General features: G+C 63.3%; 17 protein-coding genes. 10 read left to right on the top strand and 7 right to left on the bottom strand.

Annotated features, from left to right (window positions below; all coding sequences use genetic code 11):
- Window positions 1-18 precede the first annotated feature (18 nt).
- Both UCMB321_RS23605 and UCMB321_RS23610 read right to left on the bottom strand, forming a co-directional pair.
- Window positions 19-339 (bottom strand): PA4575 family protein, encoded by a 321-nt coding sequence (locus UCMB321_RS23605; RefSeq protein ID WP_040071093.1) that lies wholly within the window; start codon window positions 337-339, stop codon window positions 19-21.
- A gap of 305 nt (window positions 340-644) precedes the next feature.
- Complete coding sequence (locus UCMB321_RS23610) at window positions 645-3086, bottom strand: Lon protease family protein (protein ID WP_040071094.1); 2442 nt, start codon at window positions 3084-3086, stop codon at window positions 645-647.
- A gap of 273 nt (window positions 3087-3359) precedes the next feature.
- Between UCMB321_RS23610 and UCMB321_RS23615 the strand changes: the two genes are divergently transcribed.
- The 3 genes from UCMB321_RS23615 to UCMB321_RS23625 all read left to right on the top strand — a co-directional run bounded on the left by UCMB321_RS23615 (window position 3360) and on the right by UCMB321_RS23625 (window position 6389).
- Window positions 3360-3848, top strand: coding sequence for a DUF3015 domain-containing protein (locus UCMB321_RS23615; RefSeq protein ID WP_040071095.1), 489 nt, complete (start codon window positions 3360-3362; stop codon window positions 3846-3848).
- 74 nt (window positions 3849-3922) lie between these two features.
- Window positions 3923-5776 (top strand): Lnb N-terminal periplasmic domain-containing protein, encoded by a 1854-nt coding sequence (locus UCMB321_RS23620; RefSeq protein WP_040071096.1) that lies wholly within the window; start codon window positions 3923-3925, stop codon window positions 5774-5776.
- Window positions 5777-5885: 109 nt separating this feature from the next.
- A complete protein-coding gene (locus UCMB321_RS23625; RefSeq protein ID WP_040071097.1) occupies window positions 5886-6389 on the top strand; it encodes a GreA/GreB family elongation factor in 504 nt (167 codons plus the stop codon).
- Window positions 6390-6532: 143 nt separating this feature from the next.
- On the opposite strand, the gene ettA is transcribed toward UCMB321_RS23625, so the two are convergent.
- Window positions 6533-8197 carry an energy-dependent translational throttle protein EttA gene (gene ettA, locus UCMB321_RS23630; protein ID WP_040071098.1) on the bottom strand — a complete coding sequence of 555 codons (1665 nt, stop codon included), beginning with the start codon at window positions 8195-8197 and terminating at the stop codon, window positions 6533-6535.
- A 293-nt stretch (window positions 8198-8490) separates the two neighbouring features.
- Between ettA and UCMB321_RS23635 the strand changes: the two genes are divergently transcribed.
- The 6 genes from UCMB321_RS23635 to UCMB321_RS23660 all read left to right on the top strand — a co-directional run bounded on the left by UCMB321_RS23635 (window position 8491) and on the right by UCMB321_RS23660 (window position 17316).
- Window positions 8491-12342 carry a sensor domain-containing protein gene (locus tag UCMB321_RS23635; protein ID WP_040071099.1) on the top strand — a complete coding sequence of 1284 codons (3852 nt, stop codon included), beginning with the start codon at window positions 8491-8493 and terminating at the stop codon, window positions 12340-12342.
- 247 nt (window positions 12343-12589) lie between these two features.
- A complete protein-coding gene (gene glyA / locus UCMB321_RS23640; protein WP_040071100.1) occupies window positions 12590-13843 on the top strand; it encodes a serine hydroxymethyltransferase in 1254 nt (417 codons plus the stop codon).
- A gap of 283 nt (window positions 13844-14126) precedes the next feature.
- On the top strand, window positions 14127-15440 hold the full coding sequence (locus tag UCMB321_RS23645) for a C4-dicarboxylate transporter DctA (protein ID WP_040071101.1): 1314 nt from the start codon (window positions 14127-14129) through the stop codon (window positions 15438-15440).
- A gap of 98 nt (window positions 15441-15538) precedes the next feature.
- Window positions 15539-16252: a FadR/GntR family transcriptional regulator gene (locus UCMB321_RS23650; protein WP_040071218.1), complete on the top strand. Its 714-nt coding sequence runs from the start codon at window positions 15539-15541 to the stop codon at window positions 16250-16252.
- 25 nt (window positions 16253-16277) lie between these two features.
- Entirely contained in the window at window positions 16278-16946 is a 669-nt protein-coding gene (locus UCMB321_RS23655) for a GntR family transcriptional regulator (protein WP_040071102.1), read from the top strand.
- A 121-nt stretch (window positions 16947-17067) separates the two neighbouring features.
- Window positions 17068-17316 (top strand): hypothetical protein, encoded by a 249-nt coding sequence (locus UCMB321_RS23660; RefSeq protein WP_040071103.1) that lies wholly within the window; start codon window positions 17068-17070, stop codon window positions 17314-17316.
- Window positions 17317-17332: 16 nt separating this feature from the next.
- Here the strand turns inward: UCMB321_RS23660 and yjiA are convergent, their stop codons facing one another.
- The 3 genes from yjiA to UCMB321_RS23675 form a co-directional block, all read right to left on the bottom strand.
- Window positions 17333-18319 carry a GTPase gene (gene yjiA, locus UCMB321_RS23665; protein WP_084615146.1) on the bottom strand — a complete coding sequence of 329 codons (987 nt, stop codon included), beginning with the start codon at window positions 18317-18319 and terminating at the stop codon, window positions 17333-17335.
- A 133-nt stretch (window positions 18320-18452) separates the two neighbouring features.
- Complete coding sequence (locus UCMB321_RS23670) at window positions 18453-18650, bottom strand: YbdD/YjiX family protein (RefSeq protein ID WP_040071105.1); 198 nt, start codon at window positions 18648-18650, stop codon at window positions 18453-18455.
- 15 nt (window positions 18651-18665) lie between these two features.
- On the bottom strand, window positions 18666-20732 hold the full coding sequence (locus UCMB321_RS23675; protein ID WP_040071106.1) for a carbon starvation CstA family protein: 2067 nt from the start codon (window positions 20730-20732) through the stop codon (window positions 18666-18668).
- A gap of 254 nt (window positions 20733-20986) precedes the next feature.
- On the opposite strand from UCMB321_RS23675, the gene UCMB321_RS23680 reads away from it, so the two are divergent.
- Window positions 20987-21355: a PilZ domain-containing protein gene (locus UCMB321_RS23680; RefSeq protein WP_040071107.1), complete on the top strand. Its 369-nt coding sequence runs from the start codon at window positions 20987-20989 to the stop codon at window positions 21353-21355.
- A 175-nt stretch (window positions 21356-21530) separates the two neighbouring features.
- On the opposite strand, the gene UCMB321_RS23685 is transcribed toward UCMB321_RS23680, so the two are convergent.
- Complete coding sequence (locus UCMB321_RS23685; protein WP_040071108.1) at window positions 21531-22259, bottom strand: hypothetical protein; 729 nt, start codon at window positions 22257-22259, stop codon at window positions 21531-21533.
- Window positions 22260-22278 lie beyond the last annotated feature (19 nt).

The raw sequence follows: 22278 nt of genomic DNA on the forward strand, positions 1-22278 counted from the left end.
CCCTCCCGGACCTGCGTCCTAGTGTTCCAGGCTCCGGCCTCGCGTCCCGTTGATCTCCCGTAGCTGGGCCTGCAAATGCAGGCACCAGATCTGCGGGTCCTCGGCCAGCTGATAGCCATGCAGGGTCAGGCTTTCGACAATCGACTCAAGGATGGATTCGGCCACGACCGGACCATGGAACGGCCCCTGGGCCTTGATGGCCGAGGGTTGTTCACCGGCCATTCCGGCGGCGAACAGGAGGGTCCACATTCCGTTATCACCGGCGAGCGGGCGGATACTGCATTCAATACGGGTCACCAGACCCAGGCATTGGCGGGTAAGACAAAGGTTGCGCGGCATGGCGGCGACCCTCGGTAGATCCTGTCTTCAGCCTCCAGGGGGAGGTTGCATCGGTCCAGTGACTACAGTGGAGTTCCTTGCCCAGAGAATAGAATAAATCCACGGACAGCAAGGATTTGCAGGACCAACGGGCGCCAGGGCGGCAGGCGCCAAAGCCTTGACTCCGTCCCCACATCCGCTTTGATTCCTGTGGGAGCCGGCTTGCCGGCGATGGCGTCCGCAAGTTCGATGCACGACTTGCTGGCTTCATCGCTGGCAAGCCAGCTCCTACAAGGGGTGTGAGGTTTAGAAGTCGCCCTCGGCCATCAGGACAGCTTGACCTCCGCCGCCCCGCCCTGCTCGGCCGCCTCCTTTTCCGCTTCCTTGAGGTCATCCTCGCTGATCATCTCGGCAATCACCCGCAGGCGTTCCACCACCCGCGCATTGACGCTGCCTTCCGGGAACTGCCCGTCGGCATCCGGCTCGCCGGCCGGCTCGCCCACCAGCAGGCTCAACGCCTCGTCGGCCTGGCGCACCGCATACACGTGGAACTGCCCGGCCCGCACCGCCTGCAGCACCCGCTCATCGAGCATCAGGGTCGCGACGTTGGCCTGGGGAATGATCGCCCCCTGCTCACCGGTCAGGCCACGGGCCTCACAGAGCCGGAAGAAGCCTTCGATCTTCTCGTTGACCCCGCCGACCGCCTGCACCTCGCCGAACTGGTTGATCGAACCGGTAATGGCGAAACACTGCTTGAGCGGGGTTCTCGACAAGGCCGAAATCAGCGTGCAGGCCTCGCCCAGGGACGCACTGTCGCCGTCGACATAACCGTAGGACTGCTCCAGGGCGATACTCGCGGAGATCGCCAGCGGGAACTCCTGGGCATAGCGGCTGCCCAGGTAACCGGTGAGGATCATCACGCCCTTGGAGTGGATCGGCTGCCCGAGGTTGACCTCGCGCTCGATATCGACGATCCCGCTGCCGCCCGGATACACCGTGGCGGAAATCCGCGCCGGAATGCCGAAGGCCGAATCGCCGACCTCCAGCACCGTCAACCCGTTGCACTTGCCCACGGCCGCGCCCGCGGTGTCGATCAGGATGATCCCCGCCAGCATGTCGTCGAGAATCCGCGCCGAGACCCGTCCGGTGCGGGTGGCCTTGGCCTTGAGCGCCCGTTCGATGTGCCCGGCGTCGGTCATCTGGTCATTGGCCAGGTGGCGAATGAAATCCGCCTCGCTGACCAACTGGAACAGATCGCCGATCCGCGCCGACAGGCGCCCCTGGTGCTCGGCCAGGCGCGCGCTGTAGGTCGCCAGGCGCGCCACCGCGTCGGCGGTCAGCGGCGCCATGCCCTCTTCCGAGGTGCGGGTCTTGAGCAACTGGGCGAACTGCTCCAGGCTTTCGTCGACCATGGGGATGTCTTCGTCGAAATCCACCAGCACGCGGAACATCTCCTGGAAGTCCGGATCCAGGTCCTGCAGCGTGTAGTACAACTGGCGGGCACCGATGATGATGACCTTGACCTGCAACGGAATCATTTGCGGCGTCAGGGTCACGGTGGCCAGGCGCCCCAGCTCGCCCAGCGGCGACTCCATCTTCAGCTTGCGCGATTGCAGGGCGCGCTTGAGCGCATCCCAGACAAAGGGTTCGCTGAGCATCTTCTCGGCTTCGAGAATCAGGAAACCGCCGTTGGCCCGATGCAAGGCACCCGGACGCAACTGCCGATAGGTGGTGTAGAGCGCACCCTGGTCGGTGCTGTATTCAATGCGGCCGAACAGGTTGTCGTAGGTCGGGTGCGGTTCGAACACCACCGGCGCACCGCCGTTGAGCGGATGACCGACCACCAGGCTCGGGCAGTACTGCTCTTCCAGCAGCTTGCGGGCCACGGCGTCGGTCTTGCTGTCGTCCACCAACTGCTCGACCACGGTTTTCAGCAGATAGACCTGCATGGCTTGCAGGTAACCGCAAACGGCTGCGTTCTCCGCATACTTTTCCGACAACGGCGCCAGCAAGGGTTGCAGGGCCAGGGTGATGGTTTCTTCGTTCAGATGGCGCAGTTGATTGCTCGATTCGCGCTTCCATTGCGGCAGGCTGGCGAGTTCCTCGTTGAGGCGCTCCTCCAGGTCGGCGATATCGGTATGGAAACGTTCACGCTCGGCTTCCGGCAACTGGGCGAACTCCGCCTCGTCCAGGGCCTTGCCGTCGCTCATCGGGGTAAAGGCAATGTTGCTGCTGTCGCGATACAGCGCGACATCCTTCTCCAGCGCCAGGCGCTCGATCACATCCAGGGCGCGGTCATAGCGCTGGTTGAAGGCGCGGTCGATGGCGCTTTTTTTCTGCTGGTAGGACGGATGCTCAAACACCGCCGGAAAAGTCGCCAACAGGTTGTCGATCAAGCCATTGATATCGGTGATGAAGGCGCCTGCCTTACCCGACGGCAACTCCAACGCCCGCGGCTCGCGAGGCTCGTCGAAATTATTGACATACACCCAGTCGGAAGGACTCTGTAGGCGCTTTCCTTCGGCTTTCAGATAGCGTTTGACGAACGAAAAACGCCCGGTGCCGGGCTCGCCCATGACAAACACGTTGTAACCGGGGCGCGGCATCGCCACGCCGAACTGCAACGCTTCAACCGCGCGTTCCTGGCCAAGCACACCGCGAAAAGGCTCCAGATCATTGGTGGTAGAGAAGCTGAACTGTTCAGCGGAAAAAGGACGGGTCAGCGCTTCGGGCGCGAGTCGCAGGCTGGCAGCAACAGAATCAGGCATCGGGCTTCCTTACATCAGGCGGGGCAGATGAAAGCATTCTGGCGCTCGCCATGCCTGACTGGCAAGGCGAGCGATGGCGCAATTGCGACGGAGGAGCAAAAGTCCTCAGACAAGGACTACAAACCCCTTCCGACATTCGCCCGAGCAAAAAACCATGGAACCCTGGGAACCCGCCTAGACTCCAAGGTGCGAGGCCGGACTGATAACTGGCCTACTGGCGCTGATACAGGCCAGCCCCCTTGTCATTGGTACGCACATAAAGAGAACAAAGCTATGAAACGGATTCTTCTAGGTACTCTCTTCACGGTTGTCTCCCTCCATGCCATGGCCCAGGCGCCGGGCGGGCCGGATTGCGGCTGGGGCAACATGCTGTTCAAAGGCCAGCGCGGCACCCCTACCCATGTCCTGGCCTCCACCACCAACGGCACCTCCGGCAACGCCACCTTCGGCATGACCTCGGGCACCAACGGCTGTTCCACCCGTGACTCGCTGACCTATAGCGGTCGTTCCTGGTTTGCCATGAACGGCATGATGAACGAACTGTCCGAAGACATGGCCAAAGGCCAGGGCGAAGCCCTGACCACCTACGCCGTCGTCCTCGGCGTGGCGCCGGAGGACCGCGCGCATTTCGCGGCGGTCACCCACGAGCACTTCCAGCAGATCTTCAACAAGGCAGACGTGACCGCCGACGACGTGCACGCCCATACCCTGGAGGTCCTGAAAAACGATCCGCGCCTGGCCAAGTACGCGACCCAGGCTTGAGCCCGACCCGCCCGCTCCCTTCGGGGCGGGCTTTGTGTACGCTGCTTCCTTTCGTCCGACAACAGTTGCCCACCATGCTCAAACGCCTCGCCTACCTGGCGCTCTGTGCCTGCGCCCCGCTGTATGCCGCACCGCACCTCGCCCCCCAGCGTTTGCAGCAGTTGGCCCATGACCCCTTCTGGATTTCCCTCGGCCATTACGAGACGGCCAAGCTGGGGGGCTGGCGCAGCTATGTCAGTGACCGGAAATACTTCCTCGCCGCCGACGGTGCCCATCACCCGGACGCGGAACTGCAAGCCACGGTCGAGGCCCTCTACGCCCCGGCCAGCCGTGGCAACCAGCACGCCCAATGCGTCTATCCGGCCCGCACGCGCTGGCTCAAGGCGCAACTGCAACTGAGCGACCTGCCCGTCCCCGACTGCACGGAATTCAAGCAGTGGTTCAAGGATGTCGCGCCCCACAGCACGGTGATGATCTTTCCGGCCGCCTATCTGAACAGCCCGTCGTCGATGTTCGGCCACACCCTGCTGCGCATCGACCAGGCCGACGTGCAGCGCGACCAGACCGCGCTGCTCAGCTACGCGATCAACTTCGGCGCCTATATCGAAGGCTCGGACAACAGCCTCCTCTACGCCTGGAAAGGCCTGATGGGCGGCTACCCGGGGCTGTTCGCCCTGGTGCCCTACCAGCAGAAGCTCGCCGAATACCGCAGCCTGGAGAACCGCGACCTGTGGGAATACCGGCTGAACCTGACGCCCACGGAGACCCAGCGCATGGTCGAGCATGTCTGGGAGTTGAAACAGATCCGCTTCGACTACTTCTTCTTCGATGAAAACTGCTCCTACCGCCTGCTGGAACTGTTGCAGGTGGCACGCCCGGGGCTGCACCTGACCGAACAGTTCCCGCTGACCGCGATCCCCACCGACACCGTCAAGGCGGTGAAGGACGCCGGATTGGTGGAGAGGATCGACTACCGGCCGTCCCGCGAGCGTGAACTGCTGGAACGGGCCAAATCCTTGAATCCGGAAGAACAGCAATGGGTGCTGAAAGTCAGTGCCGATACGCAGCAACAGCAATCGGCCGGCTTCAAGCAACTGGCCAGGGATCGGCAGGCGCTGATCATCGACGCCGCCTATCGGCTCGAACGCTACCGGGCCAACGGCCAGGAGCGCGATCCGGTGCAGGCCCAGCGCAGCTTCGAACTGCTGCGGGCGATCAACCGGAACCCGCCGCCGGAGCTGCAAATCGAGCGCCCGGGCCTGCCGGAAAACGGCCATGAATCACGCACCTGGCAGGCCGGAATCGGCACCCGGGGCAGCCAGGCGTTCGGTGAGTACGGCCTGCGCATGGCCTATCACGACCTCAACGACAACGCCGAGAGCTTTCCCCTCGGCGCGCAGATCGAAATCCTGCAGATGAAACTGCGCCAGTACGAAGGCAATCACTGGCAGCTGCAGCAACTGGACCTGGCGACCATTCGCTCGCTGACGCCACGCAACGCGCTGTTGCAGCCGTGGTCGTGGCAAGTCACCGGTGGGCTGGAGCGGGTGCCGGGCCGGCACGACGAGCAGACCCTGGTCAGCCATGTGAACGGCGGCGCGGGCGGCACCTGGCAGTTGAGCGACGACGTGCTGGGGTTTGCCCTGGGCACCGTGCGGGTCGAACACAATGCCGACTTCGCGGCGTTGGTCTCGCCGGCGGCGGGGTTCGACAGCGGCCTGCTGTGGAAGAACCCGCTGGGCAACCTGAGCCTGGAGGCCAAGGGCGACTACTTCACCAATGGAGAAGTACGCCGCAGCCTGAGCCTCAACCAGCAATGGGAGCTGTCGCGCAACCTGGGGCTGCGCCTGAGCGCCCAGCGCGAGTTCAGCAAGCTGGCGACGCCAGAGAACGAGGTAATACTGGAAGTGAGGTGGTATCACTATTGAGCGGTGCCTGGCGGCGCGGTGCAGTCCGACCACCACAGGTCGCTTACGGATATCCCGGGAAACCCAAACCCTGCGAGCATGATCCGATACCCATGAACGGGAGATTGCCATGAGCCGCGCCTTCGTCAACGAGGAGATCGCCGCTGTCCAGACCGAGCAGCCGGTGGAGCGCTTGATCAGCACACAGCCCAATTACGTCACCCCACGGGGATTGGCGCAATTGCAGAGCCGTGTCGCGGCCCTGCAAGCCGAATACAGCCAGCAAAATGCCTTGGGCGAAGCCGCCGACAAACAGCGTCAGGCCGATATCGAGCGGGACCTGCGCTACTTCAATCAACGCCTCTCCAGCGCCCAGCTCGCCGCCCCGGCCACCTCCACCGAGGTGGTGCAGATTGGCAGTCGCGTGACCTTCGCCAATGAGCAGGACGAGGAACAGCAGGTGCAGTTGGTCGGCGAGGACGAGGCGGATGCCGCCCACGGACTGATCAATTGGGGCTCGCCGCTGGGGCGGGCGCTGCTGGGGGCGCGCCTGGGCGATGAAGTGCTGTGGAAACGACCGGCGGGGGACCAGTCGATCGAGATCGTGCGGATCGAACCGGCTGACATTCAGTGAGAGTAATGGAACCTTGAAGACACCGAAAAACCTGTAGGAGCGAGCTTGCTCGCGATGGACTCGAAGACGCCGCGGGGGGACAGGCGCCCCGCGTTATCGTTAACGACCATCGCGAGCAAGCTCGCTCCTACAAAGGTCAGCGATCAGGCCAGTTTCTTGTGCCGTACACGGTGCGGCTGTGCCGCGGCATCGCCAAGGCGCTTCTTGCGATCGGCTTCGTACTCGGTGTAGTTGCCTTCGAAGAACACCGCCTGCGAATCGTCTTCATAGGCCAGGATGTGCGTGGCCACCCGGTCCAGGAACCACCGATCGTGGGAGATCACGATCGCCGCGCCCGGGAAGTCCAGCAGGGCCTCTTCCAGGGAACGCAGGGTTTCCACGTCGAGGTCGTTGGACGGTTCGTCGAGCAGCAGGACGTTGCCGCCCTCTTTCAGGGTCAACGCCAGGTGCAGGCGCCCGCGCTCACCACCGGAGAGGTCCTTGACGAACTTCTGCTGGTCGCCGCCCTTGAAGTTGAACCGACCGACATAAGTACGCGACGGAATCTCGTAGTTGCCGATACGGATCTGGTCGGAACCATCGGAAATCTGCTGGAACACCGTCTTGCTGCCGTCCAGGTCCTCACGGCTCTGGTCCACGCAAGCCAGCTGCACGGTTTCACCGACCTCGATGCTGCCCGAGTCCGGGGTTTCCTTGCCCATCAGCATGCGGAACAGGGTCGACTTACCGGCACCGTTACCACCGATCACGCCGACAATCGCGCCCTTGGGCATGCTGAACGACAGGTTGTCGATCAACACGCGGTCGCCATAGCCCTTGGTGACATTCTTGAATTCGATGACCTTGTCACCCAGGCGCGGACCGGCCGGGATGTAGATCTCGTTGGTCTCGCTGCGCTTCTGGAATTCCTGCGACTGCATTTCCTCGAAGCGTTGCAGACGCGCCTTGGATTTCGACTGACGAGCCTTGGCGCCTTTGCGCACCCACTCCAGTTCTTCCTTCATGGCCTTTTCATGGGCCGACTGCTGCTTGGATTCCTGGGCCAGACGATCGGACTTGGCTTCCAGCCAACCCGAGTAGTTGCCCTCGTAAGGAATGCCCGCGCCGCGGTCGAGTTCGAGGATCCAGCCGGCGACGTTGTCCAGGAAGTAACGGTCGTGGGTAATCGCCACCACGGTGCCCGGGAAGTCGTGCAGGAAGTGCTCCAGCCAGGCCACGGAATCGGCATCCAGGTGGTTGGTCGGTTCGTCGAGCAGCAGCATGTCCGGGGCCGACAGCAGCAGGCGGCACAGGGCCACACGGCGCTTTTCACCGCCGGACAGGTGTTCGACCCGGGCCTCCCAGGCCGGCAGGCGCAGCGCATCGGCGGCGACTTCCAACTGGCGCTCCAGGTTGTGACCGTCGCTGGCCTGCAGGATCGCCTCGAGCTTGGCCTGTTCGGCGGCCAGCTTGTCGAAATCGGCGTCCGGATCGGCGTAGGCGGCGTAGACTTCATCCAGGCGGGCCTGGGCGTCCTTGATCACGCTGACCGCTTCCTCGACCACTTCACGCACGGTCTTGCTCGGATCGAGCAGAGGCTCCTGGGGCAGGTAGCCGACGTTCAGCTCGGGCATCGGCCGGGCTTCACCGTCGAATTCGGTGTCGACACCCGCCATGATTTTCAGCAAGGTGGATTTACCCGAACCGTTCAAGCCGAGCACGCCGATCTTGGCGCCCGGGAAAAACGATAGGGAGATGTTTTTCAGGATTTCCCGCTTCGGCGGAACAACTTTGCTCAGCCGATGCATGGTGAAGACGTATTGAGCCATGGAGAACCTAGCGTCAGTGACGGATGAATAAGGGCGCGAGCGGTACCCGCAGTGAACCGGACCCGTGGACAGCCAAGAGGTCAATTCATGGCCACACCGGTCGACACCTTTGAATAGGGAGCGTGAATTGCTGGCGCGTAACCGGTAAAACTACCTGAATGCGACAGACAGGGCAAACCGCTCGGTCGAACGGGACTGGCACTTTGCCACAACTCAAGGCATGCTAGCCGCCCTTCGGGCGTCCGGCTTATAGTGCATGTCGCGCCAATCCAGCCCAACCGCAGGATCACAGTTTGACCAACGCCAATCCGCCATCGTCCGCGCGTGCAGCCAGCCCTGCTTCGGCTCCGCCCCTGCGCGGGACACTCAAAGGCATGCTGGCCACGCTGGTGCTGTTCCTGCTCGCCCTGCTGTTCTGGCAACTGATCGATCAATTCCAGCAAACCCGCCAGTTGCAACGCCAGAACAGCATCGACTCGAGCGCCGACATGGCGGAGCGCGTCAGCCTGAACATGGCGCTCAATGCGCAGATCGCCCTCAATCTGCTACCGATCTTCGAGAAACCCAACAATCGCGAAGAACTGCTGGCCTTGCTCGACCGGGTGCGCGTGTCGATGCCGGACCTGCAAAGCATCGCCCTGCTCGACGACAAGGGCCGGCTGATCGGCGACACCGCCACCGACAGCCGGGATGCCGCCTTCCTCGCCGAACAGGTCAGGCACAGCAACCGTAAACAGACCTACTACTTCACCAATGACGACCACGGCTCGGCCGTTCACCTGCTGTTGCAGCAGGTCAGCGGCGAGAGTAATGGCTACTGGGTCCTTCGCCTGTCGCCCCGGCTGTTCCAGGACCTCACCCGCCCGGGTAACCAGACGTCGGGCGCCAGTTGGCTGATCGAAAACCGCGACAACCACCTGGTGATCAGCCGCGACGACGACATCGCCCCCACGCCGGCACCGCTGAAAGCCGACGAAGAAGCCAACAGCGTGCTGGTGGCACCGTTGTCCAACAGCGACTGGCAACTGCGCGGCCTGTTCGACCCGCGCAAGGTGGTCGAGGACCTGCTCCCGGCCCTGATCGGCAAGTGCCTGCTGGGGCTGGGGGTGTCGCTGCTGCCGGTGCTGGCACTGATCAACATGCGCCGGCGCCAGCGCCAGGTCACTGAAGGACGCCGGCGCTACCAGGATATTTTCGAGGGGACCGGCGTTGCCCTGTGCGTCCTCGACCTGTCCGGGCTGCCGGGCTTTCTCGAACAACATCGCCTGCAGGACAGCGAATCGCTCAAGCACTGGATCGCCCATGATCCCGAGCACCGCCGGCTGTTGTTGCAGGAATTGCGGATCACCGAGGTCAACCTGGTGGCCCTGGGCCTGCTCAACGTCGACTCCCGCGAAAGCGCCTGGGGCTGCCTGATCGAGGGTTGCCCGAGCAATGCCGCCGGTATCGGCTACCCGCTGGTCGAAGCCCTGCTCAACCAGCAGAAGCAGCTGGAACTGGAGATCAAGCTCAGCGACGGCCAAGGCCAGGACCAGCACCTGTGGCTGGTGCTGCGGCTGCCGGAAAACCCTTGCGACTATAGTTCGGTGATCCTGAGCATCACCGACATCACCAGCCGCAAGCTGATCGAATTGTCGTTGCTGGAACGCGAGGGCTTCTGGTCGGACGTGGTCCGTACCGTGCCGGACCACCTGTATGTGCAGGATGTGATCAGCCAGCGGATGATCTTCAGCAACCACCACCTGGGCCAGACCCTGGGCTACAACAAGACCGAGCTGCACCAGATGGGCGAGTACTTCTGGGAGATCCTGCTGCACCCCGAAGACGCCGAGCACTATCACCGTCTGCGCCAGCAGCAGCGCCATGCCGGTTACAGCCAGTTGCTCCAGTGCCAGCTGCGCTTCCGTCATCGCGACGAGCACTGGCGGTGTTTCGAGGTCCGTGAGCAGGCCCTGGCCCGGGACAAGTACGACCAGGTCACGCGCATCATCGGCGTGGCCAAGGACGTCACCGACCAGATCGAGGCCAGCGAGTCGCTGCGCGACAGCGAGAAACGCTACCGGATGCTCGCCGAAAGCATCAGCGACGTGATTTTCTCCACCGACGGCCACCTGAGCCTGAACTACGTCAGCCCGTCGGTCCTGGCCGTGCTCGGCTATGAAGTCGACTGGGTGTTCCAGAATGGCTGGCAGTCCGCTATTGCCAACCCGCAGCAACTCACGGGCATCTACCTGTTGATGGAGCGGGTCAGCAAGGCGCTGGACAAACCCGAGGAACTGGCCAGGCTGCGCGAGCAGGTGCAAACCCAGCTGTTCCTGTTCGATTGCCTGAAGGCCGACGGGCGCAAGATCCCCATCGAGCTGCGCCTGGTGCTGGTGTGGGACGAACACGGCGCGTTCGAGGGCATCCTCGGCATCGGCCGTGACATCAGCCAGCAGCGCCGCGCGGAAAAAGACCTGCGCATGGCGGCCACGGTTTTCGAGCATTCGACCTCGGCGATCCTGATCACTGACCCGGCCGGCTACATCGTCCAGGCCAACGAGGCGTTCAGCCGGGTCAGCGGCTATGCCGCGGCCGATGTGCTGGACCAGTTGCCGAACCTGCTCACCGTCGACGACCAGCAGGAAGCCCACCTGCGCTATGTGCTCAAGCAACTGGAACAGCACAACACCTGGGAGGGTGAAGTCTGGCTCAAGCGCCGTAACGGCGAGCACTACCCGGCCTGGGTCGGCATCACCGCGGTACTCGACGACGAAGGCGACCTGGCGAGCTATGTGTGCTTCTTCACCGACATCAGCGAGCGCAAGGCCAGCGAACAGCGCATTCACCGCCTGGCCTACTATGACGCCCTGACCCACCTGCCCAACCGCACCCTGTTCCAGGACCGCCTGCACACCGCGCTGCAACAGGCCGAGCGGCAGAAGTCCTGGGTGGTGCTGATGTTCCTCGACCTCGACCGTTTCAAGCCGATCAACGACTCCCTGGGCCACGCCGCCGGCGACCGCATGCTCAAGGAAATGGCCACCCGCCTGCTGGCCTGCGTGGCCGACGACGACACCGTGGCACGCATGGGCGGCGACGAGTTCACCCTCTTGCTGCAACCACGCGCCACCCGTGAAATGGCCTTGAACCGGGCCATTCATGTGGCCGAGCAGATTCTCACCAGCCTGGTGACGCCGTTCGTGCTCGAAGGCCGTGAGTTCTTCGTCACCGCCAGTATCGGCATCGCCCTGAGCCCGCAGGATGGCAGCGAGCTCAGCCAGTTGATGAAAAACGCCGACACCGCGATGTACCACGCCAAGGAGCGCGGCAAGAACAACTTCCAGTTCTACCAGGCCGACATGAACGCCAGCGCCCTGGAGCGCCTGGAATTGGAGAGCGACCTGCGCCATGCCCTGGAGCAGAACGAGTTCGTGCTGTATTACCAACCGCAGTTCAGCGGCGACGGCAAGCGCCTGACCGGGGCCGAAGCCCTGCTGCGCTGGCGCCACCCACGGCGCGGGCTGGTGCCGCCGGGGGATTTCATCCCGGTGCTCGAAGAACTGGGGCTGGTGGTGGATGTCGGTGACTGGGTGCTGGCCGAAGCCTGCCGCCAGCTCAAGGCCTGGCACCTGGCCAAGGTGCGGGTGCCCAAGGTCTCGGTGAACATCTCGGCGCGGCAGTTCTCCGACGGCCAGTTGGGCACGCGGATCGCCACCATTCTCAAGGACACCGGGGTACCGCCGGCGTGCCTGGAGCTGGAACTGACTGAAAGTATCCTGATGCGCGAAGTCAGCGAGGCCATGCTGATCCTCGACGGCCTCAAGAACCTCGGCCTGAGCATTGCGGTGGACGACTTCGGCACCGGCTACTCGTCGCTGAACTACCTCAAGCAGTTCCCCATCGACGTGCTGAAGATCGACCGCACCTTCGTCGACGGCCTGCCGTCGGGCGAACAGGACGCGCAGATCGCCCGGGCGATCATCGCCATGGCCCACAGCCTGAACCTGGCGGTGATCGCCGAAGGCGTGGAAACCCACGAGCAACTCGATTTCCTGCGCGAGCACGGGTGCGACGAAGTGCAGGGCTACCTGTTCGGCCGGCCGATGGCGGCCAATCGCTTTGAAGCGCAGTTCAGCAATGATGCGCTGTTCATGTTCGACTGAAGTCCTGCGGCGCCTGGCCTGACGCCATCGCCGGCAAGCCGGCTCCCACAGGGTTTCGGGCACGACGATAACTTGCGGCCAAGCACGGACCTGTAGGAGCCGGCTTGCCGGCGATGAGGCCCGAACAAACACCGCAACACCCCAGGTGAATGCCGCTTATCTGCGACATGATGCCCTTTCATATGCCAGATAAAACCCATTGGGTTAGAATGCTTTCCTTTTCTGCCCCCGATCCTTGAGGACCGCCATGTTCAGCCGTGATTTGACTATTGCCAAGTACGACGCCGATCTCTTTGCCGCCATGGAGCAAGAAGCTCAGCGCCAGGAAGAGCACATCGAGCTGATCGCCTCGGAAAACTACACCAGCCCCGCGGTGATGGAAGCCCAGGGCTCGGTGCTGACCAACAAGTACGCCGAAGGCTACCCGGGCAAGCGCTACTACGGCGGTTGCGAATACGTCGACGTGGTTGAGCAGCTGGCCATCGACCGCGCCAAGGAACTGTTCGGCGCCGACTACGCCAACGTCCAGCCGCACGCCGGCTCCCAGGCCAACGCCGCGGTCTACCTGGCCCTGCTGTCGGCTGGCGACACCATCCTGGGCATGAGCCTGGCCCACGGCGGTCACCTGACCCACGGTGCCAGCGTGTCCTCCTCCGGCAAGCTGTACAACGCCGTGCAGTACGGCATCGACGCCAACGGCCTGATCGACTACGACGAAGTCGAGCGCCTGGCGGTCGAGCACAAGCCGAAAATGATCGTGGCCGGTTTCTCCGCCTACTCGCAGTTCCTGGATTTCCCGCGCTTCCGCGCCATCGCCGACAAAGTCGGTGCCTACCTGTTCGTCGACATGGCTCACGTGGCCGGTCTGGTCGCCGCCGGCGTCTACCCGAACCCGGTGCCGTTCGCCGACGTGGTCACCACCACCACCCACAAGACCCTGCGCGGTCCACGTGGCGGCCTGATCCTGGCCCGTGCCAACGCCGAAATCGAGAAGAAGCTGAACTCCGCCGTGTTCCCGGGCGCCCAGGGTGGCCCGCTGGAGCACGTGATCGCGGCCAAGGCGATCTGCTTCAAGGAAGCGCTGCAGCCTGAGTTCAAGGCGTACCAGCAACAAGTGGTGAAGAACGCCCAGGCCATGGCCGAAGTGTTCATCCAGCGTGGTTTCGACGTGGTCTCCGGCGGTACCCAGAACCACCTGTTCCTGCTCTCGCTGATCAAGCAGGACATCTCCGGTAAAGACGCCGACGCCGCACTGGGCAAGGCCTTCATCACCGTGAACAAGAACTCGGTGCCAAACGACCCACGCTCGCCGTTCGTCACCTCCGGCCTGCGTTTCGGTACCCCGGCCGTCACCACCCGCGGCTTCAAGGAAACCGAATGCCGCGAACTGGCCGGCTGGATCTGCGACATCCTGGCTGACCTGAACAACGAAGCGGTGATCGACGCCGTTCGTGCGAAGGTCAAGGCCATCTGCGCCAAGCTGCCGGTCTACGGCGCTTAATCAGCCCGCACCCCGCCGCAGCACAAGAGCCCGGTCAGCAATGACCGGGCTTTTTTTCGCCTGGAGAAAACCCGTCACAAGCCTTGAGCCAAAGCCTTCACGGCCGGTGAAGTCAACCAACTGGTCAGACCGGTCCAACCAATTTAACGAAAAACCCCTTGTGATCCCGGAAAAACCGGGCGTAGACTGAACTCGCACTGGACATACCGGTAAGACCACAACAATTAAGTTCCAAGTCTGCGGCCCCGGCCCGGATAACGGAACACCGACCAGGATCCTCGTCATGCTCAGATGGTGCTCGCGTTCGATATTCCTTCAGGTTGTCCTTGGACTGGTGCTCGGCATCATCTGCGGACTCACCCTTCCCGAATTTTCCGTCCAACTCAAACCCCTGGGCGACGGCTTCATCAAACTGATCAAGATGCTCATCGGGCTGATCGTCTTCTGCGTGGTGGTCAGCGGCATCTCCGGTGCCGGCGACCTGAAGAAAGTCGGACGGATCGGCCTCAAATCGGTGATCTACTTCGAAATCCTGACCACCATCGCCCTGCTGATCGGGTTGATCCTGGCCTTCTCCACCGGTGTCGGCAGCGGCGCCAATATTCATCTGGAACAACTGTCCAAGGCGGCCATGGGCGATCTCGCCGACCGCGGCCAGCATCTGCGCGGGGCCTCGCAGTTCCTGATGGACCTGATTCCCAACTCGGTGATCGGCGCCTTTGCCGACAACAACATCCTCCAGGTGCTGCTGTTCTCCGTGCTGTTCGGCAGCGCCCTGAACCTGGTGGGCGAGTCCGCGTCGGGCATCTCCCGGCTGATCAATGAGCTCAGCCACGTGATCTTCCGCATCATGGGCATGATCGTGCGCCTGGCGCCGCTCGGGGTGTTCGGTGCCATCGCCTTCACCACCAGCACCTACGGCCTGGAGTCGCTGCGCCAGCTGGGCAGCCTCGTGGCGCTGTTCTACGTGACCTGCCTGACCTTCGTGCTGGTGATCCTGGGCCTGGTGATGCGCCTGTCCGGCCTGCGGATCCTGCCCTTGCTCAAGTACCTGCGCGAAGACCTGCTGATCGTGCTGGGCACCGCCTCCTCGGATGCCGTCCTGCCGCAAGTGATGCGCAAGCTCGAACACCTGGGCATCGGCAGCTCGACGGTCGGCCTGGTGATCCCGACGGGCTACTCGTTCAACCTGGACGGCTTCTCGATCTACCTGACCCTGGCCATCGTCTTTATCGCCAACGCCACCGGTACACCGCTGGCGCTGACCGACCTGCTGACCATCCTGCTGGTGTCGCTGATCACCTCCAAGGGCGCCCACGGCATTCCCGGTTCGGCCCTGGTGATCCTGGCCGCCACCCTGACCGCCATCCCGGCGATCCCGGTGGTCGGGCTGGTGCTGGTGCTGGCGGTCGACTGGTTCATGGGCATCGGCCGGGCCATGACCAACCTGATCGGCAACTGCGTGGCGACCGTCGCCATCGCCCGCTGGGAAAAAGACATCGATGTCCAACGAGCCCAAAAAGTCCTCGATGGCCAGCAAGGTTATACCTTTCAACCGAGAAAGCCGGTGGCACCGGCTCATCAGCAGGAGTTCTGATGGGATACGCCCAGGGACGGGCACTTGTACCGAACCGGGCCCGCGAGACCCTCGCCGGCCCCGGGTCGTGGCCTGACCGTTTCAACAGGGAGCAAACCGTGATTACCTCGTCAACCGTCGTCAACTCAGTGGTAGAAAAACTCAGGGCAGCCCTGGCCCGGGGCCAGTGGCGCTCCGGCGAGATGCTGCCGGGCCAGCGTGAACTGGCCGAACAACTGGGCATCAGCCGCCCCAGCCTGCGCGAAGCGGTGACCGTCCTGGAAACCCTCGGCCTGGTGCGCTCGATGCCGGGCAAAGGGGTGGTGGTGCTCGACGCCGCGCCCAGCGAAACCGCCGCCACCCACAGCGGCGTGGCCGACGCCAGCCTCGAAGATGTGCTGCAACTGCGCTACACCCTGGAGCCGTTTATCGTCGGGCTGGTGGCACAGTCCATCAGCAGCACGGAGGTCGGCCAGTTGCGCCTGACCCTGATGGACATGCGTGAAGCCCTGGAGTCCAACGACAGCGAAGCCGGGATGAACGCCTACATCGCCTTCCATGAAGAGCTGTTCGCCCTGACCTCCAATCCGATTTTCCAGAACGTGGTGCAGCAGACCAGCAATGCCCTCAAGCAGAGCGCCGAGGTCCTGCGCAACTCACCGCAGCACCTGGCCGAACGCCTGCAGGAAAATGAAGCCGTGGTGCGCGCCATCCGCGACAAGAACAGCGCGCTGGCCAGCGCGCAAATGCGTCGGCACATCCTCCAGGAGGGCCTGCGCATGGGCATCGAACTGACGATCCCGGACGACCATCTGGGCAGTACCGAGCAATAACCCACCCGCCAAGGGGAGACCGGATATGAACAGCGTTGCGACACCCCTGCCCTTCACCGCCCGGCATGCTTTCGCGCAGCCCCTGGGCCCGGCCTGCTGCGCCGAGACGCTCTATGCCCAGGTGTTCGAAGACATTCTCGAGCGCCAGTTTGCCGACGGCTTGAGCGAAGACGCCTTGATCCGGGCCTATGGCGCGGGCCGCAGCCAGGTACGCCGGGTGATGACCCGCCTGGCGCGACAACAGGTCATTGTCACCCGCCCGAACCAGAGGGCCCGGGTTGCCGAACCGGATGCCGAACAGATCCGCCAGACCCTGCAAGCCCGGCGACTGGCCGAAACCAGCGTTATCCCGCTGGCCTGTGCCAGGGCCGCCGGCCTGACGTTCGAACCGCTACGCGCGCTGGTCGCCCGGGAGCGCCAGAGCACTGAAGGTGGCCGGCGGAGCACCGCGACCAGACTGGGTGGCGAATTTCACCTGGAGTTGGCCAGGATGGCCGGCAATGCGCCCCTGGCGAACTTTCTCGGCGCACTGGTGCCCTTGACCGGATTGGCCCTGGCGCAACATTCGACGCGCCTCGAGGATTGGCGGGCCCGTGAGGCCATCGTCAATGCCCTGGAGAACGGAAATGCCAGGGCGGCCATCGAGCGGATGAGCGATTATCTGGATCGGCTTGCCGTCATGCTGTTCTGTTAAGGAAACATCAGGTTCTACGCACAAGGACGGAAACGCCTTTCTGCCACCGGCGGCTTTTGCCAATACTGCCATCGACGCGCAAAGAACATGCTGATACCTCATTCAAAACGAGGTTTCAGCCATGATCAAAGCCATTATCCGGGGCGCCACCCTGGCCGTGTTCGGCATCCTGTCCTGCACGGCCGTACACGCACAAACAACCACGGATAACACGGATACCGAGTACAACTGCTTTGCCCTCACCCCTTCGCCCCAGGCACCGCAAGGCGTCGAAGTCGCCTACGAAAAAATGCTCGCCGCCACGGCGCAGGCGGCGGAAGTGAAAATGGCCCGCAAGTATCTCCAGGCTGGAACGGTGCGCTGCTTCTAGAACCGCAGGCTTGCCATCAACCCGTTGCCATTCGGGTAAATCCCTCGCGGATCTTCTCTTCCGGCAGCTCGTCGGCAATGAACACCATCACGCTCTCCCGTGCCGCGCCCTCTTCCCACTCGCTGTCCCAGTCGAAACCGTACAACTTGAGTACGCCCTGGAACACCATGCGGCGCGGCTCTCCCGCGATGTTCAGCACGCCCTTGTAGCGCAGCAACTGTTTGCCGTGCTCTTCCAGCAGCTCATTCATGAACTCACTGAGCTTGTCGATATCCAGCGGCTGATCGGTGCGCAGCACCAGGCTGGAAATGCGGTCAATGGACGGTGCCTTGCCGACGGGGCGCAAACTCAAGCCGCCCCCCAGGTCGGCATTGAGGTTGAAGCCACGCACATCCAGCAGTTCCGCCAGATCGATGGCGCCGTGCTCGACGATGCGGATCGGCGCCCGGCGGTTGATCCGGGTCAGTCGCTCGCTCAGCGCGGTAAAGCTCGCCTCATCCACCAGGTCACGCTTGCTCACCAGCAGCCGGTCGGCAAAACCGATCTGTGCCTGGGCGATGGCCTGGGTCAGGTGCTGTTCGGCATGGGCGGCGTCCACCAGGGTGATGATGCCGTCGAGCAGGTAACGCTCGCGCAACTCCTCGTCGATGAAAAAGGTCTGCGCCACCGGGGCCGGGTCGGCCAGTCCGGTGCACTCGATCACCAACCGGTCGAAGGCGATTTCGCCGCTGTCCAGGCGCTCCAGCAGCAGGTACAGGGCCTTGGTCAGGTCGGTGTGGATGGTGCAGCAGACGCAGCCGTTGGACAGGGTCATCACCTGCACAGGCTCGGCGCCGAGCAGTTGGGTATCGATCCCGGCATCGCTGAATTCGTTCTCGATCACGGCGATTTTCAGGCCGTGCTCGGCCTTGAGCAGATGGCGCAACAGCGTGGTCTTGCCGGCGCCGAGGAAACCGCTCAGGACGGTCACAGGAATAGGAACTGACAAACAAAGATCTCCCATACGCTAAAAATTGTGGGAGCCGGCTTGCTGGCGATAGCGTCCGAAAGATCGCCATCGCCGGCAAGCCGGCTCCCACAGTGACGGTGTTCAGCCGTGAAGGACACAGGGCTCCCTCAAGGGAGCCTGGCCTGGATCAACAGCACTTCGGTCCGCCCTTGCCGCCATAACGGGCTTCCTGACGTTCCCGGAAGAACGCCTCGTACGTCATGACCGGCTTGTCCGGGTGCTTGGTCTGCATATGCTCGACGTAGGTGTCGTAGTCGGGCATGCCGACCATCAGGCGCGCAGCCTGACCGAGGTATTTACCGAGACGACTCAGGTCGTTGAACATGTCCGCATTCCTCTCTTACGCTTCAGGCACGGCCTGGAACGGGGTTTCCTTGTCGGTGCGTTGCTTGTTGCCCCAGGCCGAGACACCGACCTTGATCGCATAGAACAGCACACTGAAGACCACGAACAGGAACAGCGCCGTCAGGGCCGCGTTGGTATAGGCATTGAAGATCACGTGCTGCATCTGGTCGATGTCCTTGGCCGGGGCAATCACCTGCCCGGCCTCCAACGCTACGCTGTATTTCTTCGCCAGGGAAAGGAAACCGATGGCCGGGTTGGCGTCGAACAGCTTGATGAAGCCGGCGGTGGTGGTGCAGATCAGCAACCAGGCGGCCGGCAGCAAGGTGACCCAGATGTAGCGCTCGCGTTTCATCTTGATCAGCACGACGGTGCCGAGCATCAGCGCGATACCGGCGAGCATCTGGTTGGAGATGCCGAACAGCGGCCACAAGGTGTTGATGCCACCCAGCGGGTCGATCACGCCCTGGTACAGCAGGTAACCCCACATTGCCACGCAACCGGCGGTGGCGATCAGGTTGGCGGTCCAGGACTCGGTACGCTTGAGCGCCGGCACGAAGGAACCAAGCAGATCCTGCAGCATGAAACGCCCGGCACGGGTACCGGCGTCCACGGCGGTCAGGATGAACAGCGCTTCGAACAGGATCGCGAAGTGGTACCAGAACGCCATGGTGTTCTCACCGGGCAGGACCTGGTGGAGGATCTGCGCGATACCGACCGCCAGGGTCGGCGCACCGCCGGCACGGGCCAGCACGGTGGTTTCGCCGATGTCCTTGGCCACCGCCTGCAGGGCGTCCGGGGTAATCGCAAAGCCCCAACTGCTAACGGTCTGCGCCACCGCCATTGCATCAGCGCCGACCGCGGCGGCCGGGCTGTTCATGGCGAAGTACACGCCCGGCTCGATCACCGAGGCGGCGACCATCGCCATGATGGCCACGAAGGACTCCATCAGCATGCCGCCGTAACCGATGTAGCGGGCGTTGGTTTCCTTGTCCAGCAGCTTCGGTGTGGTCCCGGACGCGATCAGCGCGTGGAAACCGGACACCGCGCCGCAGGCGATGGTGATGAACAGGAACGGGAACAGGCCGCCTTTCCAGACCGGGCCGGTGCCGTCGACGAACTGGGTCAGCGCCGGCATCTTCAGCACAGGCATGGTGATCAGGATGCCGATCGCCAGGGCGATGATGGTGCCGATCTTGAGGAAGGTCGACAGGTAGTCACGCGGTGCCAGGATCAGCCACACCGGCAACACCGCGGCGACAAAGCCGTAACCGACCAGCATCCAGGTGATCTGCACGCCGTTGAAACTGAAGGCCTTGGCCCAGACCGGATCCGCGGCGATCTGCCCGCCCAGCCAGATCGAACCGAGCAGCAGGAGCACGCCGACAATGGAAATCTCACCGATGCGGCCCGGGCGGATGTAGCGCATGTAGACGCCCATGAACATCGCGATCGGGATGGTCGCCATCACCGTGAAAATGCCCCATGGGCTCTCGGCCAGTGCCTTGACCACGATCAGCGCCAGTACGGCGAGGATGATGATCATGATCAGGAAACAGCCGAACAGGGCGATGGTCCCCGGGATGCGGCCCATTTCCTCGCGGACCATGTCGCCCAGGGAGCGACCGTTGCGACGGGTGGAGAGGAACAGGACGATGAAGTCCTGCACCGCACCGGCCAGCACCACGCCGGCGATCAGCCAGAGCGTGCCGGGCAGATAGCCCATCTGCGCCGCCAGCACCGGCCCGACCAGCGGCCCCGCGCCGGCAATGGCGGCGAAGTGGTGACCGAAAAGAATGTGTTTGTTGGTCGGCACGTAGTCCAGACCGTCGTTGTTGAGCACCGCCGGCGTGGCCCGATTGGCATCGAGCTGCATGACACTGTTGGCGATGAACAGACTGTAGTAACGATAGGCAACCAGATAGATCGCCACGGCGGCGACCACGATCCACAAGGCGTTGATCGCCTCGCCGCGGCGCAAGGCCACGACGCCCAGGGCGCACGCTCCAACGATCGCCAGCAGCAGCCAGGGTAGGTGGCGTAGCGGGCTATTATTATTTTTCATTTTTATATTCCAGCCAGGGAGGACAAGAAGGACATCACTTTGAGTTTAGCGCCTACAGGGCCAAAGGCCATACCTGACAGGGGTCTGGAACGGCTTTTTATTGCCCTCACCCGGTGGAGGCCGCGGTCGGCGCTGGCCGTCGACGATACTGCGGAGCATCGGAAACAGTGCGGTATCCGGGTATCCATCGCGAGCAAGCTCGCTCCTACAGGCTGTGACGACTATAGTCAGGGGATCCGAAAAGGAGCCACGTCATGAGCGACCCGAATTCCAATCGCCGCAAATTCAAACGCATCGACTTCGACGCCGACACCACCCTCAGCCAAGGCTCCACCGTCTGGTCGGCGCATCTGATCGACCTGTCGCTCAAGGGGCTGCTGCTGCAACGGCCCGGCAATTGGGACGACAGCAACGAAGGCATCTTCCGCATCGACATTCGCCTGGCGGCGAACGCCCACGTCGAAATGGATGCCGAACTGGTGCACCGGGAAAAAGACCATCTGGGCTTCAAATGCCTGCATATCGGCCTGGAGTCGATCCAGCACCTGCGGCGCCTGATCGAGCTGAACCTTGCCGACTCGGCGGAGCTTGAGCGCGAACTGGGTGCCCTGATCGAGCTATAACCAAAACCCCTACCCCCCAGCGCAACCTGTAGGAACATGGCAGCTTGCGGTGATACACAACATTGTGGGAGCCGGCTTGCTGCGGGCGGCGTTCCGACGATGGCGGCCTTGAGGCTTGCATCGCACTTACCGGCCTCATCGCCGGCAAGCCAGCTCCCACAGGTTCCCGGATCGGTCAGGGAAACGCAGAGCGCTGGGGAAAATCGTTCTCGCTGTCCCAATACCCCGCCTCTTGCCGCGACGACAGTTGCCAGGCGCCGTCCTGGAAGCGATAGGTCCGGTACGTGGTCACAAACTCTTCATCCTCGTCCCCCGGCGCCGATGAAACCTGCTGGATCTGCGCCACACCGTCCGCCGCCGGCGCGCCGATCTGCCAGGCCGCCTTGCCGGTCTGGGCCAGGAACAGCGCTTCGCTCTTGCCCTCCGGCGTGCGATAAACCGTGGTATTGAGTTTGCCCGCGGACGGCATCAGCACCTGGGTGGCCGGCCCGCTGTAACTGCCCATGGGCGCGGTCTCGTCGATGGTCAGGAAGAACACCGGGGCCGGCATGCCCGTCAGCGGCGCTTTCTCGACGCTGGCCAGCGGATAGCCCAGGCTCTTGTTTTCCAGCGCCTCGCCGGAGGCCGCCAGCAAGCGCACCTGAGCCTCGACGAACGGCGTGCGCTCGACATCCGCCGCGAGCACCTCGTCCTCGAGATTTTCCGGATCCGCGCCGCTGCCCCACAAGGCGCGATGCAGGTCCGGCGTAATCCGCGCATCCTCCAGGACCTCCAGCACCTGGCCGTCATCGATCGGCAGTTGCTGGGCCACGCGATACCCGGCGGGCACCTGCGCCGCCGCCATCGCCCACCCGCACCACGCGGCCATTCCCAACCCCAGCACGGCAGAGCCGATACCTTTCATCCCTTGACTCCCTTCATTT

The organism is Pseudomonas batumici (assembly GCF_000820515.1).
GTDB lineage: Bacteria > Pseudomonadota > Gammaproteobacteria > Pseudomonadales > Pseudomonadaceae > Aquipseudomonas > Aquipseudomonas batumici.